At 56.9% G+C, this 25,980-nt stretch carries 26 protein-coding genes and 1 tRNA gene; 7 read left to right on the forward strand and 20 right to left on the reverse strand.

Features of this window, described 5'->3' with window-relative positions; translation table 11 throughout:
* Position 1: 1 nt before the first annotated feature.
* Positions 2–1,927 carry a sulfate adenylyltransferase subunit CysN gene (cysN, locus tag BOSE62_RS07040; protein ID WP_159643668.1) on the reverse strand — a complete coding sequence of 642 codons (1,926 nt, stop codon included), beginning with the start codon at positions 1,925–1,927 and terminating at the stop codon, positions 2–4.
* Positions 1,927–2,841, reverse strand: a complete 915-nt coding sequence (gene cysD, locus BOSE62_RS07045; protein ID WP_159643670.1) for a sulfate adenylyltransferase subunit CysD — start codon at positions 2,839–2,841, stop codon at positions 1,927–1,929. The genes cysN and cysD overlap by 1 nt, the downstream gene beginning before the upstream one ends.
* 65 nt (positions 2,842–2,906) lie before the next feature.
* Here cysD and BOSE62_RS07050 point away from each other — a divergent pair, with 65 nt between their 5' ends.
* The gene (locus tag BOSE62_RS07050; RefSeq protein ID WP_159643672.1) at positions 2,907–4,025 is read left to right on the forward strand and encodes a helix-turn-helix transcriptional regulator; all 1,119 of its coding nucleotides are present in this window, start codon (positions 2,907–2,909) and stop codon (positions 4,023–4,025) included.
* 37 nt (positions 4,026–4,062) lie between these two features.
* On the opposite strand, the gene BOSE62_RS07055 is transcribed toward BOSE62_RS07050, so the two are convergent.
* The 5 genes from BOSE62_RS07055 to BOSE62_RS07075 all read right to left on the reverse strand — a co-directional run bounded on the left by BOSE62_RS07055 (position 4,063) and on the right by BOSE62_RS07075 (position 6,591).
* Positions 4,063–4,139 (reverse strand) — tRNA-Arg (locus tag BOSE62_RS07055).
* Between the two features lie 44 nt (positions 4,140–4,183).
* Positions 4,184–4,681 carry a DUF1178 family protein gene (locus BOSE62_RS07060; protein WP_159643674.1) on the reverse strand — a complete coding sequence of 166 codons (498 nt, stop codon included), beginning with the start codon at positions 4,679–4,681 and terminating at the stop codon, positions 4,184–4,186.
* Positions 4,678–5,511: a carbon-nitrogen hydrolase family protein gene (locus BOSE62_RS07065; RefSeq protein ID WP_159643676.1), complete on the reverse strand. Its 834-nt coding sequence runs from the start codon at positions 5,509–5,511 to the stop codon at positions 4,678–4,680. Before BOSE62_RS07065 ends, BOSE62_RS07060 begins: the two co-directional genes overlap by 4 nt.
* Positions 5,512–5,517: 6 nt before the next feature.
* Complete coding sequence (gene grxC, locus BOSE62_RS07070) at positions 5,518–5,775, reverse strand: glutaredoxin 3 (RefSeq protein WP_159643678.1); 258 nt, start codon at positions 5,773–5,775, stop codon at positions 5,518–5,520.
* 78 nt (positions 5,776–5,853) lie between these two features.
* Positions 5,854–6,591 (reverse strand): ComF family protein, encoded by a 738-nt coding sequence (locus BOSE62_RS07075; protein WP_159643680.1) that lies wholly within the window; start codon positions 6,589–6,591, stop codon positions 5,854–5,856.
* A 40-nt stretch (positions 6,592–6,631) separates the two neighbouring features.
* Here BOSE62_RS07075 and BOSE62_RS07080 point away from each other — a divergent pair, with 40 nt between their 5' ends.
* Complete coding sequence (locus BOSE62_RS07080; RefSeq protein ID WP_159643682.1) at positions 6,632–7,510, forward strand: methyltransferase domain-containing protein; 879 nt, start codon at positions 6,632–6,634, stop codon at positions 7,508–7,510.
* On the opposite strand, the gene mutT is transcribed toward BOSE62_RS07080, so the two are convergent.
* Positions 7,507–7,929, reverse strand: coding sequence for an 8-oxo-dGTP diphosphatase MutT (gene mutT / locus BOSE62_RS07085; RefSeq protein WP_159643684.1), 423 nt, complete (start codon positions 7,927–7,929; stop codon positions 7,507–7,509). The genes BOSE62_RS07080 and mutT overlap by 4 nt on opposite strands.
* 92 nt (positions 7,930–8,021) lie before the next feature.
* Here mutT and BOSE62_RS07090 point away from each other — a divergent pair, with 92 nt between their 5' ends.
* On the forward strand, positions 8,022–8,195 hold the full coding sequence (locus BOSE62_RS07090) for a Flp family type IVb pilin (RefSeq protein ID WP_159643686.1): 174 nt from the start codon (positions 8,022–8,024) through the stop codon (positions 8,193–8,195).
* A 112-nt stretch (positions 8,196–8,307) separates the two neighbouring features.
* Positions 8,308–8,472, forward strand: coding sequence for a Flp family type IVb pilin (locus tag BOSE62_RS07095; RefSeq protein ID WP_159643688.1), 165 nt, complete (start codon positions 8,308–8,310; stop codon positions 8,470–8,472).
* Positions 8,473–8,537: 65 nt separating this feature from the next.
* On the opposite strand, the gene BOSE62_RS07100 is transcribed toward BOSE62_RS07095, so the two are convergent.
* The 5 genes from BOSE62_RS07100 to BOSE62_RS17500 form a co-directional block, all read right to left on the reverse strand.
* Positions 8,538–10,037, reverse strand: coding sequence for a M48 family metalloprotease (locus tag BOSE62_RS07100; protein WP_159643690.1), 1,500 nt, complete (start codon positions 10,035–10,037; stop codon positions 8,538–8,540).
* A 111-nt stretch (positions 10,038–10,148) separates the two neighbouring features.
* A complete protein-coding gene (locus tag BOSE62_RS07105) occupies positions 10,149–11,096 on the reverse strand; it encodes an acetyl-CoA carboxylase carboxyltransferase subunit alpha (protein ID WP_159643692.1) in 948 nt (315 codons plus the stop codon).
* 31 nt (positions 11,097–11,127) lie between these two features.
* A complete protein-coding gene (locus BOSE62_RS07110; RefSeq protein ID WP_159643694.1) occupies positions 11,128–12,024 on the reverse strand; it encodes a tyrosine recombinase in 897 nt (298 codons plus the stop codon).
* 39 nt (positions 12,025–12,063) lie between these two features.
* On the reverse strand, positions 12,064–13,653 hold the full coding sequence (locus BOSE62_RS07115; protein WP_159643696.1) for a hypothetical protein: 1,590 nt from the start codon (positions 13,651–13,653) through the stop codon (positions 12,064–12,066).
* 274 nt (positions 13,654–13,927) lie between these two features.
* On the reverse strand, positions 13,928–14,059 hold the full coding sequence (locus BOSE62_RS17500) for a hypothetical protein (RefSeq protein ID WP_268893896.1): 132 nt from the start codon (positions 14,057–14,059) through the stop codon (positions 13,928–13,930).
* A 49-nt stretch (positions 14,060–14,108) separates the two neighbouring features.
* On the opposite strand from BOSE62_RS17500, the gene BOSE62_RS07120 reads away from it, so the two are divergent.
* Entirely contained in the window at positions 14,109–14,729 is a 621-nt protein-coding gene (locus BOSE62_RS07120) for a shikimate kinase (RefSeq protein WP_236553891.1), read from the forward strand.
* On the forward strand, positions 14,726–15,826 hold the full coding sequence (gene aroB / locus BOSE62_RS07125; protein ID WP_159643698.1) for a 3-dehydroquinate synthase: 1,101 nt from the start codon (positions 14,726–14,728) through the stop codon (positions 15,824–15,826). The genes BOSE62_RS07120 and aroB overlap by 4 nt, the downstream gene beginning before the upstream one ends.
* 21 nt (positions 15,827–15,847) lie before the next feature.
* Here the strand turns inward: aroB and BOSE62_RS07130 are convergent, their stop codons facing one another.
* Genes BOSE62_RS07130 through radA form a run of 4 tightly spaced genes read right to left on the reverse strand, consistent with a single transcriptional unit; the run spans position 15,848 to position 19,953 of the window.
* Entirely contained in the window at positions 15,848–17,596 is a 1,749-nt protein-coding gene (locus BOSE62_RS07130) for a monovalent cation:proton antiporter-2 (CPA2) family protein (protein ID WP_236553892.1), read from the reverse strand.
* 21 nt (positions 17,597–17,617) lie between these two features.
* Positions 17,618–18,058: an iron-sulfur cluster assembly scaffold protein gene (locus tag BOSE62_RS07135; RefSeq protein WP_159643702.1), complete on the reverse strand. Its 441-nt coding sequence runs from the start codon at positions 18,056–18,058 to the stop codon at positions 17,618–17,620.
* A complete protein-coding gene (locus tag BOSE62_RS07140) occupies positions 18,055–18,579 on the reverse strand; it encodes a CvpA family protein (protein WP_159643704.1) in 525 nt (174 codons plus the stop codon). Before BOSE62_RS07140 ends, BOSE62_RS07135 begins: the two co-directional genes overlap by 4 nt.
* Before the next feature lie 9 nt (positions 18,580–18,588).
* A complete protein-coding gene (radA, locus tag BOSE62_RS07145) occupies positions 18,589–19,953 on the reverse strand; it encodes a DNA repair protein RadA (protein WP_159643706.1) in 1,365 nt (454 codons plus the stop codon).
* 319 nt (positions 19,954–20,272) lie between these two features.
* Here radA and BOSE62_RS07150 point away from each other — a divergent pair, with 319 nt between their 5' ends.
* Positions 20,273–22,624, forward strand: coding sequence for a patatin-like protein (locus BOSE62_RS07150; RefSeq protein WP_159643708.1), 2,352 nt, complete (start codon positions 20,273–20,275; stop codon positions 22,622–22,624).
* On the opposite strand, the gene BOSE62_RS07155 is transcribed toward BOSE62_RS07150, so the two are convergent.
* The 3 genes from BOSE62_RS07155 to BOSE62_RS07165 all read right to left on the reverse strand — a co-directional run bounded on the left by BOSE62_RS07155 (position 22,625) and on the right by BOSE62_RS07165 (position 25,842).
* Entirely contained in the window at positions 22,625–23,572 is a 948-nt protein-coding gene (locus tag BOSE62_RS07155; RefSeq protein WP_159643710.1) for an MBL fold metallo-hydrolase, read from the reverse strand.
* A gap of 134 nt (positions 23,573–23,706) precedes the next feature.
* Positions 23,707–24,312, reverse strand: a complete 606-nt coding sequence (locus BOSE62_RS07160; RefSeq protein ID WP_159643712.1) for a DUF6445 family protein — start codon at positions 24,310–24,312, stop codon at positions 23,707–23,709.
* 813 nt (positions 24,313–25,125) lie between these two features.
* Positions 25,126–25,842 carry a helix-turn-helix transcriptional regulator gene (locus tag BOSE62_RS07165; RefSeq protein WP_268893897.1) on the reverse strand — a complete coding sequence of 239 codons (717 nt, stop codon included), beginning with the start codon at positions 25,840–25,842 and terminating at the stop codon, positions 25,126–25,128.
* Positions 25,843–25,980 lie beyond the last annotated feature (138 nt).

Here is a 25,980-nt window from a genome sequence, read left to right on the forward strand (position 1 = left end):
CTCATTTTAGAGGCATGATCTGGCGAACGATATATTCGGCAGCTTCTGCGGGTGTCATTTCAACGGTGTTCACGCGAATTTCGGCGTTTTCCGGTGATTCATAGGGGCTATCGATACCGGTAAAATTCTTCAATTTACCGCTGCGTGCTTTCTTGTAGAGCCCCTTGACGTCGCGCTGTTCGGCAACCTCGAGTGGTGTGTCGACAAATATCTCGATAAACTCTCCATCGGACAGCATTTCACGCACCATTTGCCGTTCCGCGCGGAACGGACTGATAAAGGCTGTCAGCACGATCAATCCGGCATCGGTCATCAATTTCGCGACCTCACCCACGCGACGGATATTCTCGATCCGGTCCGCTTCGGTAAAGCCGAGATCCTTGTTCAATCCGTGCCGCACATTGTCCCCGTCTAGCAGGAAAGTATGCCGGTTCATCAGATTGAGCTGCTTCTCGACCTCGTTTGCAATTGTGGATTTTCCCGAACCGGAAAGGCCGGTAAACCACAATACACGCGGCGTCTGGTTTTTCAGAGACGCATGTTCTTCCCGGGTGATCGTCGTGGGCTGCCAGTGGACATTGTCGGCCCTGCGCAGGCTGAAATGCAGCATGCCCGCCGCTACTGTCGCATTGGTAATCTTGTCGACCAGTATGAAACCGCCAAGTTGCCGGCTGTCGGCATAAGCCTCGAACACGATCGGCTTGTCGGTGTGTATTTCGGTGACACCGATGCCGTTCAGTTCCAAGGTCTTGGCCGCGAGATGCTCCATCGTGTTGATGTTGATCTCATATTTGGGTTCCTGCACCGACGCGCTGACCGTCTGCGTCGCCAGCTTGAGCCAGTAGCCGCGACCGGGCTTCAGCGCTTCGTCGCTCATCCACACGATCGTGGATTCAAACTGGTCCGAAACTTCGGGAGGATCGCCCGCTGCCGCGATTACATCGCCACGCGAACAGTCCACTTCGTCTTCCAGCGTGATCGTAACCGACTGGCCAGCGACCGCCTCATCGAGTTCGCCATCCAGCGTCACGACGCTCTTCACCCGGCTGTTCTTGCCCGACGGCACCACGCGCACAGGATCACCCGGCTTCACCGTGCCCCCGGAAACAAGCCCCGAGAAACCGCGGAAGTCGAGATTGGGACGGTTGACCCACTGGACCGGCATCCGGAACGGCTTATCCTGCGCAACCGTGGCCGTGATCTCGATATTTTCAAGATGAGCGATAAGCGCGGGCCCCTCGTACCAAGGCGTATTGGCCGACGGGGCCTCGGTGATATTGTCGCCCTTGAAGCCGGAAATCGGGATCGCCGTGAAGCTTTCGATGCCGATTTCGGCAGCAAATTCGCGATAATCCTCGACGATTGAATCGAATATGTCCTGACTGAAGTCGACAAGGTCCATCTTGTTCACCGCCAGAATCAGATTCTTGATTCCGAGCAGATGGGCCAGATAGGAATGGCGCCGCGTCTGCACCAATACCCCCTTGCGGGCATCCACCAGTATGACGGCGGCATCCGCAGTCGATGCACCCGTCACCATGTTTCGCGTATATTGTTCGTGGCCCGGCGTATCGGCGACAATGAACTTGCGCTTTTCGGTCGAGAAGAAACGATAGGCAACATCGATGGTGATACCCTGTTCGCGCTCGGCGGCGAGACCGTCGACCAGCAGGGCAAAATCAATCTCCTGCCCCTGGGTGCCGGACTTCTTGCTGTCGGCTTCCAGCGCAGTCAGCTGGTCTTCAAAGATCATCTTGCTGTCGTACAGCAAACGGCCGATCAGCGTGCTCTTGCCGTCGTCGACGCTGCCGCAGGTGATGAAACGCAGCAGTTCCTTGTTCTGGTGCTGCGCGAGATAGGCGTCGATATCCTCGGCGATCAGCGCATCGGTTTTGTAAATCGGATCATTTCCGGTCTGCTTGGTCATCAGAAATAGCCCTCCTGCTTCTTCTTCTCCATGCCGGCGCCGCCTTCATCCTTGTCAATGATCCGCCCCTGGCGTTCGCTGGTGGTGGTCAGCAGCATTTCCTGAATGACTTCGGAAAGGGTCGACGCCGAACTCTCGACCGCTCCGGTTAAAGGGAAACAGCCCAAGGTGCGAAAACGAACAGAGCGGGTGGTGATTTCCGGTTTCTTGCCCATGACCTTCTCGAGCCGATCGAGATCGTCAGCCATGAACAGTCCACCCTCGTGGATATAGGTTGGCCGCGGCGCGGCAAAATAAAGCGGTACGATTTCGATATTTTCGGCCATGATATATTGCCAGATGTCGAGTTCGGTCCAGTTGCTGATCGGAAATACACGAATGCTTTCCCCTTTGGCCTTCCTGGCGTTGTAGAGATTCCACAATTCCGGCCGCTGGTTTTTGGGGTCCCAGCCATGGCTCGCAGTCCGGAATGAGAAAATTCTCTCTTTCGCACGACTTTTTTCCTCGTCGCGCCGTGCACCACCGAAAGCCACGTCAAATCCGTGCAGGTCAAGCGCCTGCTTCAACCCTTCCGTCTTCCACATGTCGGTGTGCAACGGGCCATGGTCGAACGGATTGATTCCCCGTTCCTGAGCCTCCGCATTGTGATGCACGATCAACTCCATCCCGGCGTCCTGCGCCGCCTTTTCACGCAGAGCGTACATGTCCTTGAATTTCCAGGTTGTATCGACGTGCAGAAGGGGAAACGGCGGAGGCGATGGATAAAAAGCCTTTTTGGCCAGATGCAACAGCACCGCGCTGTCCTTGCCGACGCTGTACATCATCACCGGCTTCTGCGCATCGGCCATCACTTCTCGCATGATGTGAATGGCTTCAGCCTCAAGCCGCTCCAAATGGGTTAAGATACGGGTCAATTGTCATTTCATCCTTGATCGTTCCCGGACACAATAGCCGCTTTCGACTGGCATGTAGTTCCCAAATGGGATACACTCGGGAAATGGCCGTAATCTACAGCGAAGAACATGACTTGGTCGCTGCGCTGCATCGCGGCACCCTCGGGGCGCCCCCGTGGGAGGAATTTCTGGAGCAGTTGCGTCGCAGGACCGCCGCCGATTATGCAAGGCTGCTGTTTCAGGGCGACCATGACTGGTTACAATCGGTCCGGATTCCCGCTGTCGACGACGACCTAGCAGATATCAACGAAATCTACCGGCAGGAATTCGGCAATTCGCAAGCGCTCCCGCACAAGGCCATGCGGCCAAACCGGGTCTATTCGCTGGATGAATTCATCGACTCGAGCGACCCCCTGCAAAGCCGCTTCAAGACGCTATTCATGCAGGATCCCGACATCCGTTTTGCCCGCAACATGCGTGTGACTGAACCCAATGGCGGACAGATCTGGATTTCGCTCGGGCGCAAGAAGAGCGATTTTTCGGCGAGTGACGGCGCGCTGCTGGGATCACTTGCCAATCATCTGGCGATTGCCGCCGGCACCCATGCCGAACTGGAGAGGCAGCGGCTGAAAGCAGGAATTTCCGCCGACGCGATCATGCGATTGAATTTCGGATGGTTCATGCTTGACGGGTCCGGTCGGATTATTGACATGAGCGAACAAGCCGAAGCGCTCGTACAGGAAGCGCAATCCTTGCGTAAGTCACCGGACGGACGCCTCATCCCCGAACAAGCCGATGCGCAGGGCATCCTGCGCAAATTTCTGAAATTGCGACAGGCCGGTGAAAGCGTTGTCCGTTCGGTCCATCTGTCGGACGAGCCATGGCTGGACATGTTGCTCACCAACCCGCCGGCCGATCTGCCCGGTGCTCTCCAGCCGGTTGCCATTGCCTTCGTTCATGGCGAGCGAACCAGCAGCGCCGAGCGCAGCCGGCATCTCGCCAATCTTTTCGGCCTTACCCTGCAGGAAGCCCGTCTGGCACTGCATATCAGTCATGGCGTGACAATCCGGGAAGCGGCAACTCTGCTGGGCCTTACCCACGAGACCACGCGCCTCTATTCGAAACGGATTTACGCAAAAACGGGGACGCGCGGTCAGGCCGATCTTGTCCGCCTTATTCTGGCGAGCATCGTGGCGCTCACCTGAACGCGGAAAACTGAGTCCCCATTGAAGAAAAAGGAAATGGTGCGCCCGACAGGATTCGAACCTGTGGCCCCCAGATTAGGAATCTGGTGCTCTATCCGACTGAGCTACGGGCGCTTGATACCGGAGGGTTTAGCCACATCAGCGTACGCATGCTACAGTCAATTTTTGGATTCTGGTGGTATAACCGGAAGAGGCAAAGGAAGCGCAGCAATGCCTTCTTCGGCCAGATCGGACACTTCTTCCTGAGAAGCTGTGCCATGGATGGGCTTTTCCTCCGCATCTCCATAATGAATGTCACGCGCGCGGTCGGCAAATTTGTCGCCAACCCATTCGGATTTGGCTAACATCTCCGCTTGCGCCTTGACCAATTTCCCGAGCATTTCCTTATATTCGGCCGGCACAGCAACTTCATTGGAAACCGGCTTGCTGGCGCCCGGCGCTTCGGTGCCCTGCTCCACCGGGTTCGCGGCCACTGGTTCCTGATTCCCTTTACGGCCCAGACTTGGTGCCATCACGGCCTTGGCTATGTTGGTGCTGCCGCATATCGGACAGTCCAGCAAACCGCGGGCCTGTTGATCTGCATAGTCTTCCGAAGAGCCAAACCAACCCTCGAAGCGATGTTCTCCATCGGCACAAACAAGGTCAAATACAATCATTGAACCATCGCGGGTAACGCGAAATTTTGACGATTGGCAACAGCCGGTATCCGCGAGCGCACCGCTCCAACCTGCGAACAGTCCAGATCACAAAATCCAAGTCCAGTCCCCTCTCCCATATCGAGCAGGATTTTACCCCAGGGATCGACGACCATCGAATGGCCGTAAGTTGATCTACCGTCTTCGTGCCGGCCATATTGCGCGGCCGCTACGACAAAAGCCCCAGCCTCGATCGCGCGGGCCCGCAGTAATATTTCCCAATGCGCCTTACCGGTCGGAACAGTGAAGGCAGCGGGAACCGACAAAATATCGGCGCCAGCATTGGTGAGCGCCTCGTAGAGCCCCGGAAACCGAAGATCATAGCAAATCGACATGCCCAGAGTCGCTTCAGGGATCGAGGCGACCACTGCGTCGCGACCTCCCGCATAGGCAGAGGATTCGCGCTGGGATTCCTCCCCCCCAAGATCCACGTCAAATAGGTGGATCTTGTCATAGCGGGCGGTAATTTCGCCCCGAGGGTTGATCAGATAAGACCGGTTCGACCATTTGGCGTCGGGATTGCCCGGATCGCTGATCGCCAAGGAACCGAGCTGCACCCAAATCCCGGCTTTTTGCGCTTCCGACCGGACCGCCGCAAGAACGGCATCATCCGATTCACCGCGGATCGCTGCCTTCGCCCTGGATCTATCCCGGTCCAGCAGTCCGCTCATCTCGGGCGTAAAAATCATTACGGCACCAGCGGCGGCGGAATCCGCTATAAGTTCGCAGAGTTGACGGGCATTTTCTTCGGGAACAATGCCACTATTCATTTGGGCCAGCGCGATTTTCAAACTGGATCAGCCTGCAAGAAGCGCGTCGAGCTCACCCGACCGGTCCAGGGCAGCAAGATCGTCTGATCCGCCGACATGACGATTGTCGATAAAAATTTGAGGCACTGTCATTCTTCCGCCGGAGCGCTGGATCATTTCCTCACGCTTTGCGCCGTCCATGCTGATATCTGTTTCTTCAAAACTGACATTCTTTCCTTCCAGCAGCGCTTTGGCACGGAAGCAGAAGCCGCAAGTAAACTTGGTATATATTTCAACTTTAGCCATATTTCGCTCTTTCTCGCTTGAGTCTGCAAATGGGCTGTCCAGACCGAAAATTCAAGCTATCGCTGCCGCTTCGTCAATTCATAGATTTTCCGAATCGCTTATAACCCGCGCCCAGCAGAATACGAGCACTTGGTTGGCTCCCGCTTTTTTCAGCAGACGCGCGCAAGCATTACTGGTCGAGCCGCTGGTATAAACATCATCCACCAGCACAACTGGTCTGCCGGCAAGTCTTTTTTGCGCATCGGGCCTTAGCGCAAACGCATTGTTGACAGTCTTACGTCGCTGTTTGCCGCTCATGCCTCTCAGCGGCGGCGTAACTTTCGTGCGGACGAGGACATCTTGGTCCATTTGCATCCCCGAATTGCGGGCAAGTTCCCGACCGATCAGAACCGATTGGTTGAACCCCCGGCTCCACAACCGCGAACGATGGAGGGGAACCGGAACGATCACGGCATCATCCGGGCAATCCGCGATATATTTCTGCAGATGCTCAGCGATCAGTCTCGCAAGTCCCAGCCGCGTACCATATTTCAGCCGCATCGCAATCAACGCGCTCAGATCATCATAGCGCACTGCTGCTCGTACCCCATCATGGACAGGCCGGGTCGCCAGACATTTCACACAGAGACTTTCGCCGGGATGGTCGAAAACCAACGGCATTCCGCAAGCTGAGCACCAAGGTTTTGCCAGAAAATCCAGTTCCTGCCAGCATGACAGGCAGAAGTGATTGTCTGTTGAGACAGTGACGCCGCATATCGGACATCTCGGCGGCAGAGCGAAATCGACTAGCGGTCTGAACAGGGGTCGCAACGGCATTTGATCTTTTCGCCTTGCACTCCTAAAGCCGCAAGGCCCTATGACCGATACAGTCAATTATCCGGAAGTTTTTGATCGCGGGAGACGACGCATCGTCCGCGATCGCGCCTATGCGCGGGCGCAAGGCAATGATTTTTTCTCCCAGATCATGGTTGATGAGATTTTGGAACGCCTTGATGTTGTGAAACGCGATTTTCGGCGCGCGTTGCTGGTTGGCCTTTCGGCGCCAAAACTTGGCAAAGCGCTGCAAGACCGCGGTATCGCGGTTGTTGTTGCGGATTCCAGCGCTCGCTTGGCACAGGCGTGCGGTGGTGTGATCTGCGATGATGATCGCTTACCTTTTTCTGATCACAGTTTCGATCTGATCATCAATATCGGCTCGCTCGATACGATCAATGACTTGCCAGGCGCATTCGTTCTGGCCCGCAGGATATTGATCCCGGACGGCCTCATGCTGGCAACCTTTATCTGTGCCGAAAGCTTTCAAGCGCTCAAAGCGATAATGATGGTGGCCGACGGCGACCGGGTTTCGGCTCATATCCATCCCCAGATCGACGTCCGGACAGCCGGCGATCTGATGGCACGCGCGGGATTGACAATGCCTGTGGCCGATAGCGACTCCTTGCAGATGAAATATTCCAGTCTCGAGCGGTTGATCTCGGATATAAGAGATGCCGGTGGAAGTAATATTCTGTCCGGTGGCACGTCGGCGATAGGCCCGAATGTCTACCGGAAGATCAAAGCCCTGTTCCAGAAACAGGCAGCCTCTGACGGGAAATTCACTGAGCGCGTCGCACTGTTATATCTCTGTGCATGGGCGCCTCACCCAGATCAGCCCAAACCCGCGCGCCGGGGGAGCGGCCAGGTATCGCTCACCACCACGCTTTCGGGAAATGCGGACACCAATCCGGACAGCTAAGTCAGAGCTGCAAGACTGTTCGATAATTTTTGAACCAATGGCCCGTCAGCCGGGGGCATTGGCAATTGCTTTATGGCATCAATCTCCAGCCACTGCACGTCCTGCGATTCCGCATTTCGGACATTCCCAGACCATTTTTGGCTTATATATAAAAGCAGAACCAAATGCCGGTCTCCCAGTGCCTCGCTGGCGAACGCAACCGATTCCAGATCCGCTTCCTTTACATCAATATCCAGCTCCTCATTCAGTTCACGCACCAGCGCCGTCTCCGGAGTCTCGCCCTGTTCAACCTTCCCGCCGGGGAACTCCCAAAGTCCCGCCATCGGCTTGCCTTCGGGGCGCTTCTGCACCAGAATTCTGCCATTCTGGTCGACCAGTGCAGCGGCGACGACAAACAGGTATGTCGGGATTTTTTCCATTATTTTAGGCGGTGTAAGGATTTTGTTAATCCCTTTCTGTGAAACGGGGAATGTTCACGACTTAGCAGAACTTTATCCGCGTTGAGAGAGACATGTTTGATTTTTTGAAAAGAATATATCTTTCTGACAAGGGCGCAACGGCTGTGGAATATGGATTGATACTGGCTCTTATAGCACTGACCGTGCTTGTTTCGATTGCCGGCGTCGCCAACAGGACAGTCGGCATGTGGGATGACGTTGCCAATGAGGTTACAGACGTTTCATAATTATATTGCGGGCTTAAAATCTTGGTAAGGTTTTTCGGTTAAGTTATTGAACATTGGATGTGAATTGGATCCAATTGGGTAAGTGAAGTTTGTCAAATCTAGGAGACCAGACATGAAACTCGTACGTAAAATGTTCAAGAATGAAGAAGGCGCAACGGCTATCGAATATGGCCTGATCGCTGCTCTGATCGCTGTTGCAGCTATCGTTGCAATGGGTCAGCTGGGTAACACCCTCAGCAACACCTTCAAAGAAGTCGATAACTCGATGGCTGGCTAATCTTCGGATAAGCAAGCAAAGAGGACGGCAGCCTAACGGCTGCCGTCTTTTTTTTGCCTGCAATATTAGTAAGTGATGATCTTCACCTTCTGCCCCACGCGTAGCCCGTCATTCGCATCCATCCGGTTCAAAACCAGAAACCGGTCCAGTTGATAATTATCATATGCCATGCGGGTAGAGAGGTTTGAAATCGTATCTCCGCTTTGAACCGTCACAATATCAACTTTACGAGATCTGATCGCGGCCGCTTCCGAGGCGGAAAGCCTGTTGATACTCTGATACATGGGAGAGAAAACAGAAGCGCTTCCGGCTGGCGCGATTGTGGCGAAGTGAAACGCACTACTTTTTGAAAATTCATAGGCAAATACAGTGACATCGACTTTACCGTTACTGCTGTCCACCCTTGCCATCGCATAAGCTGCAGGCAATCCGTTTACCGTTGTCCTCTGAATATCACCATAGGATATGCTCTGGCCCTCGCCAGCTAGTCCCTTGAACGCTGCATCGATATATGTTGCCATATTGCCGCTATAGACGCCGGTAGTAAACTGTCCCTGGCCACCGGATCCCGAGATTGAAACCGCGCGTGCACCATTTTGCATCGAAAAACCGTTTGGAACCGTGAATTTCAGTTTAAGATCACGATGCAGGAAACTGCTTCCTTCGATCACCCCTTGTTTGGGATCATCGCCATATAATATTCCATCCAGATTTTGCAGAAACCGGTCCCGATTGCGAACACCACCCGACTGCGCCAGCTTGTTCGCATTGCTTGCCGCACGCGACACTCTGCGTGCGGGATCCGGATGGGTGCTGGCCCATTCGGGTGTACTGCGGGCATCTCGTCCAGCCACCCTTGCGTCGATCGCGGACTGTGCCGCCAGCGAGTAAAGCATGGTTGAAAGCGCCTGAGGATCATATCCCGCTGAAGCCAGATAGCGAATACCCAGATCGTCGGCTTCATATTCCTGTTTGCGGGAATATTTGAGGGTCAGTAGCTGGCTACCCGTGCCGAATATTTCCTGACCAATTCTGCCAAGCGAAGAATCACCGAGCAGGACCTGCGAGCCGATCTGTCCCAAAATCCCCAAAATGCTGTTGCGCGTGGCCGCTTTTTGCCGTTTTTCACTATGCCTTGCCGCGACATGGCCGACTTCGTGTCCAAGAACACCAGCCATCTCGGCCTCATCGTTCATCAATGCCATCAACTGCCGGGTAAGATAGACATAGCCTCCCGGAATGGCGAACGCGTTGTTCACGGGACTATTGAGCAGGGTCACGGTAAAGTCGCTGCGCGCGTTACCCAGGCCTGACTGGACAGCAATATTCTGTCCCACTCCAACAACATAGCCTACCTGCGGACCGGAATAAGCGCCCCCAAATTCTTCCAGCAATTGGGGATGAGCTTCGGCACCTTTCTGCTTTTCCGCTTCCGATATTGATCGGGCTTCCCCAGCCTGACTTCCTGCCGAATTGACAGCACCGGCGTCTGCTCCGCTGCCGGTGCAGGCCACCAGAGCTATCACTCCCGCGGCACTCATCAGCTTTGTCGTAATTTGTCTCATATAATGCTCCTCCGGGTCGCAATGTATAAGAACTGATCAATCGGTAAAGAGTTCCACCTGTAAAATGACGTTTCGGAAGCGCAGGGATACGCAGGATGCTGAGTCCGTGGTTTAAAGCGAACCGATTTCCAAGAATTTTTTGCGACGCATCCGTCTTAGCTCTTCCCGATCAAGCTTGCCGAGTTGTTCAAATTCTTCTTCGATAGCCCTGCCCAATGATGCAATCGCCAAGTCTCGGTCACGATGTGCGCCACCCACGGGCTCATCGACAATGCGGTCGACTACCCCAAGCTTTGCAAGATTCTGGGCCGTGATCTGCATTGCATCAGCGGCAACATCAGCCTTATCTCCTGTGCGCCACAGAATTGATGCGCAGCCTTCAGGGGAAATGACCGAATATACTGCATGCTCAAACATCAGGACCCGTTCTGCCGCCGCCAGGGCGACAGCACCGCCCGATCCGCCTTCCCCGACGATTATTGCCACCATCGGAACTCCGAGCGAAAGACATTTTTCGGTGGAACGGGCGATGGCTTCGGCCTGGCCCCGCTCTTCTGCCGAGACCCCTGGGAATGCACCGGACGTGTCGACGAGCGTCAAAACCGGAAGCGAAAACCGGTCGGCCATGTCCATAAGGCGGATCGCTTTACGATATCCTTCGGGTTTGCCCATCCCGAAATTGTGTCGCAAGCGGCTTTCAGTATCGTCACCCTTTTCATGACCGATGACAACCATCCGGCGGTCTCCCAACCGTGCAAAACCACCGATAATGGCCTGATCATTACCGAAATTTCGATCTCCGCCCAACGGAATGAACTCGTCGAACAGACCAGCGGTAAAATCCTTGAAATGCGGACGTTCCGGATGTCGAGCGACCTGCGTTTTCTGCCAAGGCGACAATTTGCCATAAGTGTCGCTCAGCATTTTGGCAGATTTTACCTGCAATTTCTCGATTTCTGTTTCGATATCGAGAGAGCCTTCATCCGCCGTATCTCTGAGTTCCAGAATACGGGCTTCCAGGGCGGCGATCGGTTTTTCAAAATCGAGATATGATGTCATAAAAAGGAGTTAGAACCGGACAAGCGAAACGTCAACGCGCGAGATCCAGTTGACTCAAAGGATGACGGTTATTCACCAGTTCGACCAGTCGGGCACTATCGATATGGGTATAGATTTGTGTGGTACTGATGTCGCTATGCCCGAGCAGCGTCTGCAAGGCTCTCAAATCTGCGCCGCCTTCCAACAAATGTGTTGCGAAAGCGTGGCGCAGAACATGTGGACTGATTTTTGCCGGATTGATCCCGGCCCTGGCGGCATGTTCCTTGATGATCTGAAACAATCTGATCCGGCTGATATGCCCGGTTCGGGAGGGAAAGAGCCATTTTTCCATCGGGTCGACAAATTCCATCCACCGTCTGACAGCGCTGCGGGCCTGTTGGGAAATCGGCACCAGCCGTTCCTTGTTTCCCTTTCCCTTGATGATCAAAAAGGGCTCGTCGCCGGCGATCGACGATCGCGACAATGTCACGAGTTCGCTAGCCCTAAGCCCGGAGCCGTAAAGGAGTTCCATTATCGCCGAAAGTCTCGATATCGCAGCTTTTCCAGGCTCCCGCTCCAGCCCCTCCGCGACATGCCGGAACAGACTTTCGATTTCGCCATGGGAAAGGGTCTTGGGCAAAGATCGCGCCGATCCGGGCCTCGGGAGAGCGTCAGAAGGATCATCGGCGCGAAACCCCTCCTCTACGAGAAACCTGAAATAGCGTCTCAAACTGGAGGATTTGCGCGCGACTGTGCTATTCTGCAGCTTGCGCCAGTGCGACGGCAATTTACTCACCAGTTCACGATCCGCGCAGGATAGTCTTCCGCCGGTTATAGCCGACGCTTGTTCCAAATCTGTCCGATAAGCCGCCAAGGTGTGCTGAGAAGCACCGGCTTCAGCCACAAGCATTTCGAGAAAGCGTTCTATCAGATTGGCATCATCGCTCATATCATGCTCGAATAGACCTGATGGCGATCAAAGCAAAGCTTATGTCCGGGTCAGTGCTTCGGCTGCAATCATCCGCGCTTCGGGTTCAAGTCCGACCCGTTTCAGGCTTTGTGTGATATGATAGAGGTGCAACGGCGACATCGCCCGCCAGTCTCGTCCCTGCATACCAACTGCGACAAGCAATGCCACGGTTCCCGACTGCCCGCGCCGCGCGGCGGACTGGATAGCTCTCGTCCATTTGGTGTTCCGTTTCAGACTCAGATCGAGGTCGGCTGAAAATTCATCAATCGTCTGCTGGTCTGCTTTTCCCAGGCCTGCAACCGCAGCTAGCAAGAATTTGCTACGAAGCTGTTCATCGCTGTCGTCATTGCCACCAAAATCGTCCAGCGCGTCATAGGAAACGGCATTACCGGTCGGAGAAGCCACAGCCAACAACGCCCATGCGTCGCTCCCCTCATTGACAATATCAGCCCATCGTACCGCGCTGCGATCAAGGCCGGCCGACAGCATGGATGCAAGCAATTCGAAACTCTCTTCGGCCAGTTCGGCCGACGGCGGAATTTTTGCCGCAGCACGGGCCGTCAATATTTTAGCTGAATAGCGGGTTAGCGCACCATTGGAACGCCCCCACAGATCGCGCATTGCCGCCAGCCGCGATTGCGCAGTGTCATCCGTATAGGCCTGGCGCAAGGTGGAAGCCAGCGCCTTCCGGTCGTCACCGGTCTCTGGGTCATCGTAGGCCGCAGCATAAAGATCAACCATTGCCTGACTGGAAAGCACGCCGATCGCGGCTGCATAATCAGCAGCTTTCATGCGGGAATCAATCGATAGCATCGGCGCGCGAACGCGCCATCCCTGAACGTGGCGACCAGCCTTGGCATAAAGACGATCCGGCGGTTCCACGCCGGTTGCAGCACCCAGCCCGAAGCGCCAGTTGTTAAAATATTCTATATCATCCCAACGGATGGTGACCGCGCGCCGGCCTTCGAACCCGGCTCCGATCGTTTTTTCAGCCAGCAGATAGTCAATACCGGTGGCAACCTTATCGCGCCGAGCCTGCTGCAACAAACTGGTCGCCCGACTCTGCTCTCCGGTAAGCGAAGCGCATATCGGCCGGAACATGGTCCATGTGGGAGCATCACTAACGCGGGCACCGGCCTCGACCAGAGGGCAAATGCCCGCAGGATCCGCCGTTGCCAGATGCGCCTGCATCGCGACTTCATAAAGCCGCGGCGTATAGTTGCCACCATCCACCTTCAAAACCAGCGAACGGGCAGCGTCCGCTTCGCCCATGAGCAAAAGGCGCCAAGCCCGTTCGGCGACCCAATCAGCCGGGTTGACATTTTCCGGGCTGGCCACCTTGCTCAGCAAGGCGCGACGGAGCAGGATAGAACCCCAGCGCGAAATGATCGGGCCGTCCAGGTTTCTGATCAGGTTGGTCAGATATTGCCCGCCCTCCTTGCCGAAAGCGTCTGTGGGCAAACCGTCAAATATCGGCGTCAAAACGCCGATTTCAGCCATCGATCGCCGCTCACCCGCAGACAGGCTATATTGGGGCTGGAGCGCATCATCGAGCGCATTCAGGTCCAGTTCCCCGTTTTCATCAAGGGCTAACAGCGATCTGTCCAACTCGGTAGCCGCGGAATTTTGTTCTGTGGCAATATCGCCAGATGGATTACTGGCCGGCGGCCCGACCGGCCGCGCCGGCACCGGACCGGGGGCAGGTGTAGGAGTATTGGCAGGCGCCGGCCGTGGGGCGGGTGCCGGAGCGGGTGGAGACTCTCCAAACCCGGGTGGCAACAGCGATTCTGGAGAGTTCTGCCCCAATACCGGAATTGCCGCAAAAAGTGCGCCGAGACTGACAGCGGCCAGAGTGATATGCTTGATCCGCATATGCATCTTATTACAGATCGTCACCGATGACGGGTTTTTCCACCGGTTGCAGTGGCTGCTCGACATCGATCGAAGCCAATGCCAGTGCCGCACCGATCACGATAGCGACGAACAATATAAGAAAAACCAACTGACGCGGCATCGATATAACTCAATCTTCTAAACGGTTAAAAAAACTAGCTTAGCCAGCATTGGAATTTGCACCCTTAGCCAACCCTTGTATAGCCTTTGCCCCAATGGACAAAAACATAAAAGCCTCTTTCGACATATCAGACGGAAATTCCGGTGAAACACCGGATTACGTTCCCGATCGACCAATCGTGCTGGTCGGATTGATGGGAGTAGGCAAAACCACCGTGGGCCGGCGGCTTGCAAAACGGCTGGGGCTGGACTTTGTCGATGCTGATGAGGAAATCGAGCAAGCGGCGGGCCTTACAGTTGAGGAAATTTTCAGTCGCTTTGGCGAAGATTATTTTCGCGATGGGGAACGGCGCGTGATCGCGCGGCTAATGGAAGGTGAGCGCCAGGTTATCGCGACCGGCGGCGGCGCGTTTATGAATCCGGAAACGCGCGCGCTGATTCTGGAGAATGCTCTCTCGATCTGGCTGGACGCGGATCTCGATACGTTAGTGAAACGTGTCGCCAGGCGTAACACCAGACCTCTGCTGAAATCGGGTGATCCGGCGAAAATACTGGCCGATCTGGCAGCGGTTCGAAATCCTGTTTACGCCACCGCCCATATTCATGTCATGGGCAATGATTCACCCCATGAGATAACCGTTGAAAAGATAATCGAGGCATTACAGCGTTGACCCAGATCACAGTCGAACTCGGCGAACATAGCTACCCAATTTTGGTTGAACCAGGTGCTCTGCAACAGGCCGCCGGACATTTACAGCATTTCGCCAGCAATCGCCGGCTTTTCATCCTGACCGACAGGAATGTAGAATCCCACTTTCTTCCGCAATTGCGGCAAGCCTTTGGCGGCACCGGCATCGAGCTTTTTGTAAAAAGTCTGCCAGCGGGAGAATCAAGCAAGAGCTGGCGTCAACTGGAACGGATAACAGACTGGCTGCTGGACGAAGGCATCGAACGGTCCGATACGCTGGTCGCTCTCGGCGGCGGCGTTATCGGTGATCTCACCGGCTTTGCCGCGGCGATCGTCAAGCGCGGCTGCGGCTTCGTCCAGATCCCCACCAGCCTGCTCGCGCAGGTCGACAGCAGCGTTGGCGGCAAGACCGCGATCAACAGTGCAGTCGGCAAGAATTTGATCGGAAGTTTCAACCAGCCGCGCTTCGTGCTGATTGACCCGCTCGTGCTGAACAGCCTGCCGGACCGGGAACTGCGCGCTGGCTATGCCGAAGTGGTCAAATATGGGCTGATCAGCGACGCTGATTTCTTTGCCTGGTGCGAAGCCAATGGCGATAAGCTTCTCACCCGCGACCCCGATGCGCTAAGCACGGCAATCATCCACAGCGTGCGGGCAAAGGCCCTGATCGTCGGCGAAGACGAGAAGGAACTCAGCGGGCGCCGGGCGCTGCTCAATCTGGGCCATACTTTCGGTCATGCACTGGAAGCCGAGACCGGCTTTTCCGACAAGCTGGTCCATGGCGAAGCCGTTGCGGCCGGAATGGCACTAGCCTTCGCATATTCGGTGAGGCGCGGCCATTGCGATCCCTCTGATGCGGAGCGCGTCAAAGCCCATTTACAGGCGGTCAACCTGCCTCACGATCTGTCCACCGCGTCGGCCAAGGCTCCCGGCCAGCGGCTGGTCGACCATATGATGCACGACAAGAAAATGAGCGGCGGCACCCTGCCCTTCCTGCTCGCCAACGGTATCGGTCAGTCCTTCCTCGCCAAGGACGTCGATCTGGGTGACGTTGCTGCCTTCCTGGACGAATCGACCTGAGTAGCGCCGCCAGGCCGATCGTCAGGATTTTAGTCCCGGATTATTTTCGAACCTGAGCTCCGCACCGGCGAGCATGTCACCGCCCGACTTCAGTTGCGCTTCCAGCCGGTCGCAGTCGCGCTGACGGAATTCCTCCTCGACCTCTTCGATCAGGCTGCTGTCCAGATCGATTGCGAACATGGCCTGGCGTGCGAGATGAATCGCCGATTCAAACATCTCCCTCTTCATCCCGACGATGCCAAGCCCCTTAAGCGCGATCAGCTGGCGGCGGTCATAGACTCGCACGAACATCTTGGTTTCCGGGAAAGACTGCACAATGGCCCGCGCCTGTTCCGGGCCGAAACTCTGGTCATCCATACAGAAGACGATGGCGTCCGCATCATCGGCACCGGCCCGTCGCAAGAGGTCAATACGGGTCCCGTCTCCATAAAAGACCTTGGCACCGAACCGTTCGTGAAGATCAATCTGCTCCGGTTTGATGTCGATCAGCGTCAGCGGAATTTTCGCGGCCATCAACATTTGTGAGACTGTCTGCCCGAACCGTCCCTGTCCGACCACGATCACCGGCGCCCGGTCGGCATTGGCCGGATCTTCGAGATTGGTGGACGACTTGGTACCGCCATTGCTGAACCGGCGCGCGAGCAGCATCAGGAAGGGTGTCGTTGCCATGGAAATCGTGATGATCGCACCGAACAGGCTGCTGGCCTCGGGTTCGATCAGCAGCGCCTTTTCGGCTTCGGAGAACAATACAAAGCCGAATTCACCGCCCTGGCTGAGCAACATGCCCATAGCCAGCGCCGGATTGGTTTCCATGCCGAACAGCTTGCCCAGCCCGAATATGATCGCGATCTTGACGGCGACCAGTACAATCGCCGCGCCAAGCACGAAGCCGGGGTTTTCGAGTACGACATTGACGTCCAGCATCATGCCGACAGCGAGGAAGAAGAAGCCGAGCAACAAAGACCGGAACGGATCGATATCGGCTTCCAGCTCATGCCGATAAGGCGAATTGGCGAGCATCACCCCGGCGATAAACGCGCCGAGGGCCGGCGAAAGACCGATGAATTCCATCAGCGTTGCGCCACCGAGGACGGCCACCAGACCGGCGACGATGAACAGTTCCCGTTCGGCAATGCGGCCAATCACCTTGAGCAGCGGCTGCAACAGATATTTGCCGGCCAGAATCAGTCCGCCGATAGCCAGTATCGCGTAGAATGCGGTCATCCATCCGGACGGGCCGCCTTCGTCCTGAGGCGCGCGCGAGAGTGCCGCGATGATGGTCAGAAGCGGAATGATCGAGAGATCCTGAAACAGCAGGATCGAGAAGGCTTTTTCCCCGGTCGGCGTGTTCAGCCTGCCCGAAGACTGCAGCATCGGCAGCACCTGCGCGGTGGAGGAGAGCGCCAGCGGCAGACCGATGGCAATCGATGCCGCCAGCGTGAAATTGGTCGTCGCCATGATCAGCAGGAACAGCGCGATACCGCATAATACCACCTGGCTCATGCCCAGGCCAAAGATTGCCTGCCGCAGGCGCATGAGCCGCGCCGGTGCCAGTTCCAGTCCGACAATGAAGAGCAGGAGTATGATGCCGATTTCGGAAAATTCCAGGATCGTGCGAGCGTTGCTGATCAGCTGGAATCCATGCGGGCCAATCAGGACCCCTGCAATCAGATAGCCAAGAACCGCACCAATTCCGAACCGCCGGAAGATTAGCACCATCACGAGGGCCGCGCCGAGCATGACGAAGCCGCCCAGCAACAAATCGGCCATATGGGCTTCGGATTCCATTGGTCAGACCACCTCTTGCTTGGCGACCGCATCCGCCAATGCTGCGATCATCGCATCATAGGGAAGCAAAATCGCGGAATGACGGCCTTTGTGCTCCCTAGCTGCCGCCAATTTGTCCATATCCGGCCACGGTCCGGGTGTGTCGGCCGATCCCGTGAGGAAAGCTGCCAGCCCGTCGCGCACAGCGCTGATGTCCGCGGCCGTCCTGCCGATGGCTTGCGCCCCCAATATGGCGGCAGAGGCCTGACCCACCGCGCAGGCGCTTATTTCGAGACCGATATCCTGCAGCTCGCCGTCATCGCCGAGCATCACGTCCGCCGTGACTTTGCTGCCGCAGGTCCGCGATCGAAGTTCGGCCGTGCCATCGGGTTTATCCAGTCTTTGCTGATTCGGAATCGACACGGCCAGACGCAGAATCTCGCGGGTGTAAAGCACGCCGCTCATTGATCCGTTACCGCTTGCTCGTCGTCCGCTTTCCGCTGTTCCTCGACAAAGTCTATCATCGCCTTTCCGCTCGCATGGAGCAATGGGTAGGTGCGGGATGCCTCGAGCCATTCGGGTCGAGGCTCATCCGCACTATAGATTGTGTGATAAACAAGTATCACCAACAGATAGATCAGCGTGGCGCCTATCAGGCCCTTGATCATGCCGAAACCGAAACCGAGCACGCGATCGATGGGACCTAGTACGGATTTCCGAGAGCGCGCGCCAATCGAGCGGGCCAGCCAGCGGCCCAGCGCATAGATGACAATCACGATCGAGGCGAACGCCAGCACCGAGGCACCGCTCTCGCTGCCCACCGGGCTGATCAGCCGCTCGTAGATCGGCATATGCAGCATCCGCACTCCGATCACGACCAATAACCAGACGATCAGCGAAAGCGCCTCCTGCACGAATCCTCTGAGGAATCCGAGAACCGCGGCACCGCCCATCAGAACCAGTACAAATATATCAAGACCCGTCATGGGCTCTAGCTAGTCACGGTCGAGCATATGGTCAACGAGATTGGCGAGTTTGGCGAATTGCAGCTTCTTCATGCTGTCGCTGCTTTTTTCGCCGGATGCCGGGATCAGGGCGCGGTCGAAACCGAGCTTGGATGCTTCCTTCAACCGCAACGGCGTGCGCGAGACCGGGCGTATCTCGCCGGACAGCGCGATTTCTCCGAAGATCACGGCATCGCTGGGCATCGGACGCTCGGCATGGGCCGAGATCAGCGCCGCCGCCACCGCCAGATCGGCAGCGGGATCGGTGAGCCGATAGCCCCCCGCAACATTGAGATAGACTTCCGCGCCGGAGAAGCTCAGCCCGCAGCGCGCTTCCAGCACCGCCAGGATCATCGCCAGCCGCGAACTGTCCCACCCGACCACCGAGCGCCGCGGGGTTGCGCCACTCGCCAGCCGGACCGTCAGCGCCTGTATTTCCACCAGCACCGGCCTTGTGCCTTCCATTGCCGGGAACACGGTAGCGCCGGTCACTTCCTCGCTGCGGTCGGTGAGGAACAGGGCGGAGGGATTGGCCACTTCGGTGAGGCCTTTTTCTTCCATCGCGAACACACCGATTTCATCGGTGCCGCCGAAGCGGTTCTTGATCGAGCGAAGGATACGATATTGGTGACTGCGCTCGCCCTCAAAGCTCATCACCGTATCGACCATATGTTCGAGCACACGCGGACCGGCGATATTGCCGTCCTTGGTGACATGGCCGACGAGCATCACCATCGTGCCATGTTCCTTGGCGAACTTGATAATTTCCTGTGCCGACGCGCGTACCTGGCTGACAGTCCCCGGCGCGCCTTCGATCAGATCGCTGTGCATGGTCTGGATCGAATCGATTACGACGAAATCCGGCGCATCGCGGCCCAGGGTCGTCAATATGTCACGGACAGACGTCGCCGAGGCAAGCTTCACCGGTGCCTTGCCCAGCCCCAGACGTCGCGCCCGCAACCGCACCTGATCCGCCGCTTCCTCGCCCGAAATATAGGCCACCGAAAGTCCCGCATCGGCCAACCGCGCCGAAACCTGCAGCAGGAGAGTCGATTTGCCGATCCCCGGATCCCCCCCCATCAGTGTGGCAGAGCCCGCCACCAGACCGCCACCAACGGCGCGATCAAATTCGGCGATACCGGTCTTTTTCCGATCCGGCAGCGCGATTTCGCTGTCGAGCCCGACCAGCCGCACCTCGCGCCCGCCACTCTGCAGATTATGCTTCGAGGCAAAGACAGTTTCACCCGCTTCCTCGACCAGCGTATTCCACTCGCCGCAATCGCCGCACTGCCCTTCCCAGCGATGCGCGATCGAACCGCAATTCTGACAGACATATTTTTTCTTCGGTTTGGCCATGGGATTTATCTAGCAGAACAAATAAGGAACGCCAGTGCTTTTGCCTCAAAAATTAAAACAGGGTCACACGGGTCACACCCCCTAAGCGGGAAATTGATTTCAGCTTGTGGAGACGTGCGAAACGCCACGGGCCAGATTGCTCTCGCCCGCCTGACTATCCGGTTTCCGGTTCATGGTTCGACCATAGCAAAGAGGTTGGGCTGTAGGAAAGCCCTCCCTGTCTGGTGGAAGCGGGGTCCACCCCCGACGGCGTCTTGCCACGGAGGCGATGCGGTGCATTACGGGTTGCGCCCGCACCGCCATTCTGTAGGTAAAGGCCATGCGGCAGAAAGAACTCAGACTGGCCTTGATCTGCTATGGCGGCGTGAGCCTCGCCATTTATATGCACGGCATCACCAAGGAAATCTGGAAGCTGGCGCAGGCCAGCCGGGATTTCCATGACGGCGCGCGGATCGACCAGTGCAGCCGCGGAATCTATTATGACATCCTCGAATGGCTGGAGCAGGAGACGGGCACGCGGCTGCGCATTCTGCCGGATATAATTTCCGGTGCCAGCGCCGGCGGGATCAACGGGATATTCCTGTCTCAGGCTATCCTGTCTGGCCAGTCGCTCGATCCCTTGACCGACTTGTGGCTCGACACCGCCGATGTCGACAAGCTGCTCGACCCAGATGCCCGCCCGCTCTCTCGCTTCTCCAAATTCTGGGCCGAACCGATCGCCTGGATGGCGCTGGGCCGCAAGGGCGGTGCGGTCGAACAGACCGTCTCGAAAGAGGCGCAGGAAGAGGTGAAGATGAAGCTGTCACGCTTTGTCCGCGCGCGCTGGTTCGCTCCGCCCTTTGGCGGCAAGGTGTTCAGCGGTCTGATCTGGGACGCGCTGGCCGCCGTGCGGGCGACCGAGCGCGGGCCGCGCCTGCTGCCGCCGGGCCAGCCGCTCGACCTGTTCGTCACGGTCACCGATTTTGTCGGCCATCCGGAAAAGCTGCAGCTGCACAGCCCGCCCGAAGCGCTCGAGATGGAACATCGCATCACCATCGGCTTTTCGACCCGGGGCAAAAGAGATGATGCGATTGCCGATCCGGCGGCCCTGACCTTTGCCGGCCGCGCCACCGCCAGCTTCCCCGGCGCATTTCCGCCGTTCACGGTGCGGGAGCTGGACGGGCTGCTCGAAGAGCATGATTATGTCTGGGAGGGACGTTCCGCCTTTCTCAAGCGGATTTTGCCCAACCAGTTTCGCGCCGGCACGGCGGAGGATACGGTGCTGATCGACGGTTCGGTCCTCGCCAACGCGCCCTTTGCCCAGGCGATAGAGGCGCTGAAAAATCGTCCGGCGAAACGCGAGGTCGACCGGCGTTTCGTCTATATCGACCCCCGCCCCGATCTTGATGTGGCGAAGAGCGACAGGGCGACACAGCGCCTGCAGGCGGCGCAGGAGGCGGAGGACGAAGCGCTTCCCGGCTTCTTCTCGACGATCTTCGGAGCGATTTCCAACATCCCCCGCGAACAGCCGATCCGCGACAATCTCAATGCCATTGCCGGACGGTCGAACCGGATCATCCAGATGCGGCTGATCACCGAGAATCTGCGCGGCGAGGTCGAGCAGCATGTCGAGAGCCTGTTCGGACGCACTTTCTTCCTCGACCGGCCGACGCCGGCACGAGTCGCTGCTTGGCGGCGCAAGTCGCGGGACAAGGCAGCCAAGCTTTCCGGCTTTTCCTACAGCGCCTATGGGCATTTGAAGCTTGCCACCGTAATCGAGGATATCGCCCATACCATCCGGCGCGCGAAACCCGATCCCAACGGGCACAACCACCCCGGCCTTCGCAGTGCTTTATGGTCCGAGATACGCCGCCTCGGCCTCGACAATGTCGGCCAGAAGAGCGGCGGCCCGACCAAGCCGGCGGCCGAGTTTTTCCGGCAGCATGACCTCGGTTTCCGGGTGCGGCGGCTGCGCTTCATGGCGCGGCAGCTCGCCGAGGATCTCGATCGCGCCGATCCCGCCACTGCGGAGGTGATGGAGGGGATGCACGATGTCATCTATGACTGCCTTTCACTCTATATCGAACGCGAGACGATCGACTTTCTTGGCGACGATTTCGTCAGTCTCGCCGAGGAAGCGGAGGAGCATCCCGGAACCATGCTCGACGCGCTGGCCAAGGCCCGCGACCTGACCTCGGCCGATGCGATTGTCGACGCGAGGCTGGCCGAAGCGCTGGCGGTGGTCCCGAAGGCGGAGAAGCGCTCCATGCTGCTCGCCTTCCTCGGCTTCCCCTTCTACGACATCGCCACCCTGCCGCTGCTGCAAGGCGAAGGGCTGGACGAATTCGATCCCATCAAGGTCGACCGCATCTCGCCGGAAGACGCCAAGACGATCCGCAAAGGTGGCGTGGCGGCGACGCTGAAGGGCATAGAATTCAACAATTTCGGTGCCTTTTTCAGCCGCAGCTACCGCGAGAATGACTATCTCTGGGGCCGCCTGCACGGGGCCGAGCGGATGATCGACATCATTTTCTCCACCCTGCCCGCTTCCAAGCGCCCTGCGGGCGACACGATCCTGGGCTTCAAGAAGACCATCTTCCGCAAGATCGTCGACGAGGAAGAGCCGCGGCTGACCAGGGTCAAGCCGCTGATCGCGGCGCTGCGCGAAGAAATCGAGGCCGCGACTCTCTGACTAGTGCGGATGGTCCTCCTGGTGAGGCGGCTGTTCCAGACTTTTGTAGACCGCTTCGACAAAGGCATCGCCCTTGATGAAGGCATCAGGGTTGATATCCCACCGCGCCGCCGGCTTCATCGCCTGCACCGCATTCAGTGATTTGCCCTCGGCCTGCGCCTTTTCCACCGCGCCGATCACCGTTTTGAGCATGTCGCGATATTCGACCAGATCCGCCTTGGTCGCCATCGGTCCGTGGCCCGGAATGATCTTGCTATCGTCATCCACCATGCCCAGCACCTTCTCTGCCGCCGCCAGCACGCCGCGCACATTGCCGCCGCTGTTGAGGTCGATGAAAGGCAGACTCATCTTGTTGAAGAACAGATCACCCATGTGCAGCACATTGGCCTTCTTCCAGAAGATGACACTGTCGCCGTCGGTATGGCCGTGTTTCATATGCATGACCCGCACCTCGTCGCCGTTAAGATGCAGCTTCAGACCGTCGTGATAGGTGACCGTGGGCAAGGCCTCGACCGGGGACGCCGGATCATTGCCGCGTCCCGACTTCTGGATACCCAGCATCCGCTCGCGAACATGGTCGTGCGCCATGATCAGCGCGCCGGCCTTGCCGAAATTCTCGTTCCCTCCGCTATGGTCGCCATGCCAGTGGGTGTTGATCAGATAGGTCACCGGCTCCGCGCCCAGTTCGGCAATGGCGGCCTGGATCTTCGGCGTCAGCGGCGCAAATTGGTCATCGATCAAGACGGTTCCGTCCGGGCCGTAAGAGATACCGATATTGCCACCCGCCCCGTACAGCACCGCAACGCCCTCGGCCAAAGGTTCCGCCTTGATCTCGACAGTAGCGAAACGATCCGTTTCCTGTGCGTTGCTCTGGTTGCAGGCGGACAGCGTCAGGGAAGATGTGGCGAGCAACAAGGCTGCCAAGCTTCCGGATTTCGTCCTGGGCATGTGAATTTTCTCCTTAAGCTGCGCAGACCGGTATTTTCCGACGGCAGCCACATAATGGCTCCGTCCGCTGAATCCCGGCCTTTGTCAGGGGTGAACGTCATTCCTGTCGTTCTAACATCGATTGGCAGCCAGCACTATCCCTTGGCAAAGAACATCAGATTGACCAGCCGACCATCTTCCGGTGTCTTGCCAAAGGCCATGCCGCTATTGTGAAACATCCACGGGCTGAAGAGGATCAGCCGGTTGAAGCGCATCGGAACGGTCATCACTTTCGTCCATTTGGCCGGATGGTTGGTGTCCTTATTCACCACATCCTCAATCAGCGCATTGATGTCGGAATAGCCCGCTTTGGCAATGCCCGGCATATCCGTCGGCACCCGTTCGAGGCCGGTTCGCTTGTGGCGGAAAAACTCGGTGCCGCCCTTGCAATGTTCGGGCAGCGACAAATAGAGAATGCCGGAGTAGAAAGCCGGGTCGATATGCACACCGCTGCGGCCCTTGTCGCCCTTCAGCGTCACCCGGCAGTGCAGATGGCTGGTATCGGGAGCGGCCTTGACCGGCGCGTTGATGATCCCGGATATCCGTTCGTCCAGTCCCTGAATGTCGAGTGGTCTGGTCGAAATATGCCCCGGATAATTGCCGTGCTTGTTCTGTGGGTCATAATTCAATCCCAGCGCCGCTTTACGCGCCGCCAGAGGATCCGCGATAAAATCGTCGATTATGAGCAGCGATGGCAACATCAATAGAGGCTCCGGCGGCGCGACCAAATAATCATTGCGGAAGTCTCACCGGAAAATATCCGCGGGCACCAATCATATTATGATTCGGCCGCCCGGTGAACTTTACGAACTTTACAGTGTTAAAGAAAAGAAACCCGATTTCGTCATAACAATCAAATATGCCCGCCAAGCGACTGGCAAGGCGCGACAAAAACAGCACAGATACTATATCGAACATGGTAGGACCCTATCATGAATGGCGAGCTGTAGGACATCAAAATATGGCTCAACGCGATAGTCATTTTCCTGGGCCTGCGGGCCGAACGCTCTGCTATCAGGGTTTGGGGCCGAATATCACTGGCAGAGCACGATCTACTTCACCGTCTTCAATATCGATTCGGCATGGCAGGACAGCTATGGCCTGCTCCGCGCCAGCCTCGGTTTCACCAGCGCGAACGACAAATGGCTGATGTTCCGCGATTTCCTGAACAGGGTCGAAGCGGCCAAGGCTTTTGCTGGACGGGAAAGGTCCGCCTGAATCCTGCTCCCCGGCCCCGGCCGGCCGTTCCGGCCAATTAATTTGGCATGACGGGTTAATCGTCCGCGGCTCCTGCCGTTTCTAGTCCAGATTGATGATTGAGCAGACTGTCTCCCGATCGATTGGCCCATTTCCCACCCAGGTCAATCCCGAGCGGTAAAGATGCCGGCTCGTGCACGTCAATTCAGCGGGTCAGGATGGCTGGTCCCTTCCTGACCCGCTTATTACCCCCGCGAAATCCGGACTTTACCACAGGCAAAAAGACCGCCTGCGGCGGTGTCGGTCGCAACCGGCCGTTACATCAATTTAATGAGGGAGTTGCTCAGCCCGACAATCACTGCCGATATGCGATCATTGACCTGCAGTTTCTTGAACAGCCGCCGGATGTAGGAATCCACCGTCGCCTGTGAAATATCCAGAATGATCGCCATGTCCGCATTCGATTTGCCGCGTGATATCCAGTATAGAACCTGGCTTTCCCGTTCGGAGAGCGGCGGCTCTTCCTCGCTGCTGCGGTTGATAATCGCGCAAATCCTTCTGTGGCAGGATTGCGCGATCCCGACTAGGGGAGCGATAATGGCTTCGTCATCTGCTGTCATATCCCTTTCGAAATTCATCGAGAAATAGGAATTTCTGCTATTCGGCCCGAACAGCGGTGCAGCAATACCATCCTTGAAGCCCAGTTCCTTGGCTCTTTTGAGAAATCCCAACTGCTTTTCATTGAGCTTCTGGTCCGCGACGACCTGTTGCCAGGTCATGGCATGACCGATTGCCATGACATGGTCGGGGACAGGATCCGTTTCCATGAACGCCGGATCCAGATAGGTCCTGACAATTTCCTCCGGATATCCGAAATGATAGACCGAAGTCCGTTTTGACACCTGTGAATAAAATGGCGGGGTGATGTGGTAGGACAAGGATTTCACGCCTTTGGCCATCAACTGATGCGATAATTCGTTCAGTTGCGACGAAACCGAAAAGCCTTCTTGGAGAGGGCTGTAATTATAAACCATAGGCGAACCACACGTTTCTGGCAGCGAGAGTTTTCACGCATCGTGGATCCGATCAGCAGCCCCCGTAAAAACATCGCAACATGACATGCTATAATTGAGCATCCAGGTTTTCATAGGACAAAAAAGCCATTTGGCGAG

Source organism: Sphingorhabdus sp. 109 (assembly GCF_902506555.1).
GTDB lineage: Bacteria > Pseudomonadota > Alphaproteobacteria > Sphingomonadales > Sphingomonadaceae > Parasphingorhabdus.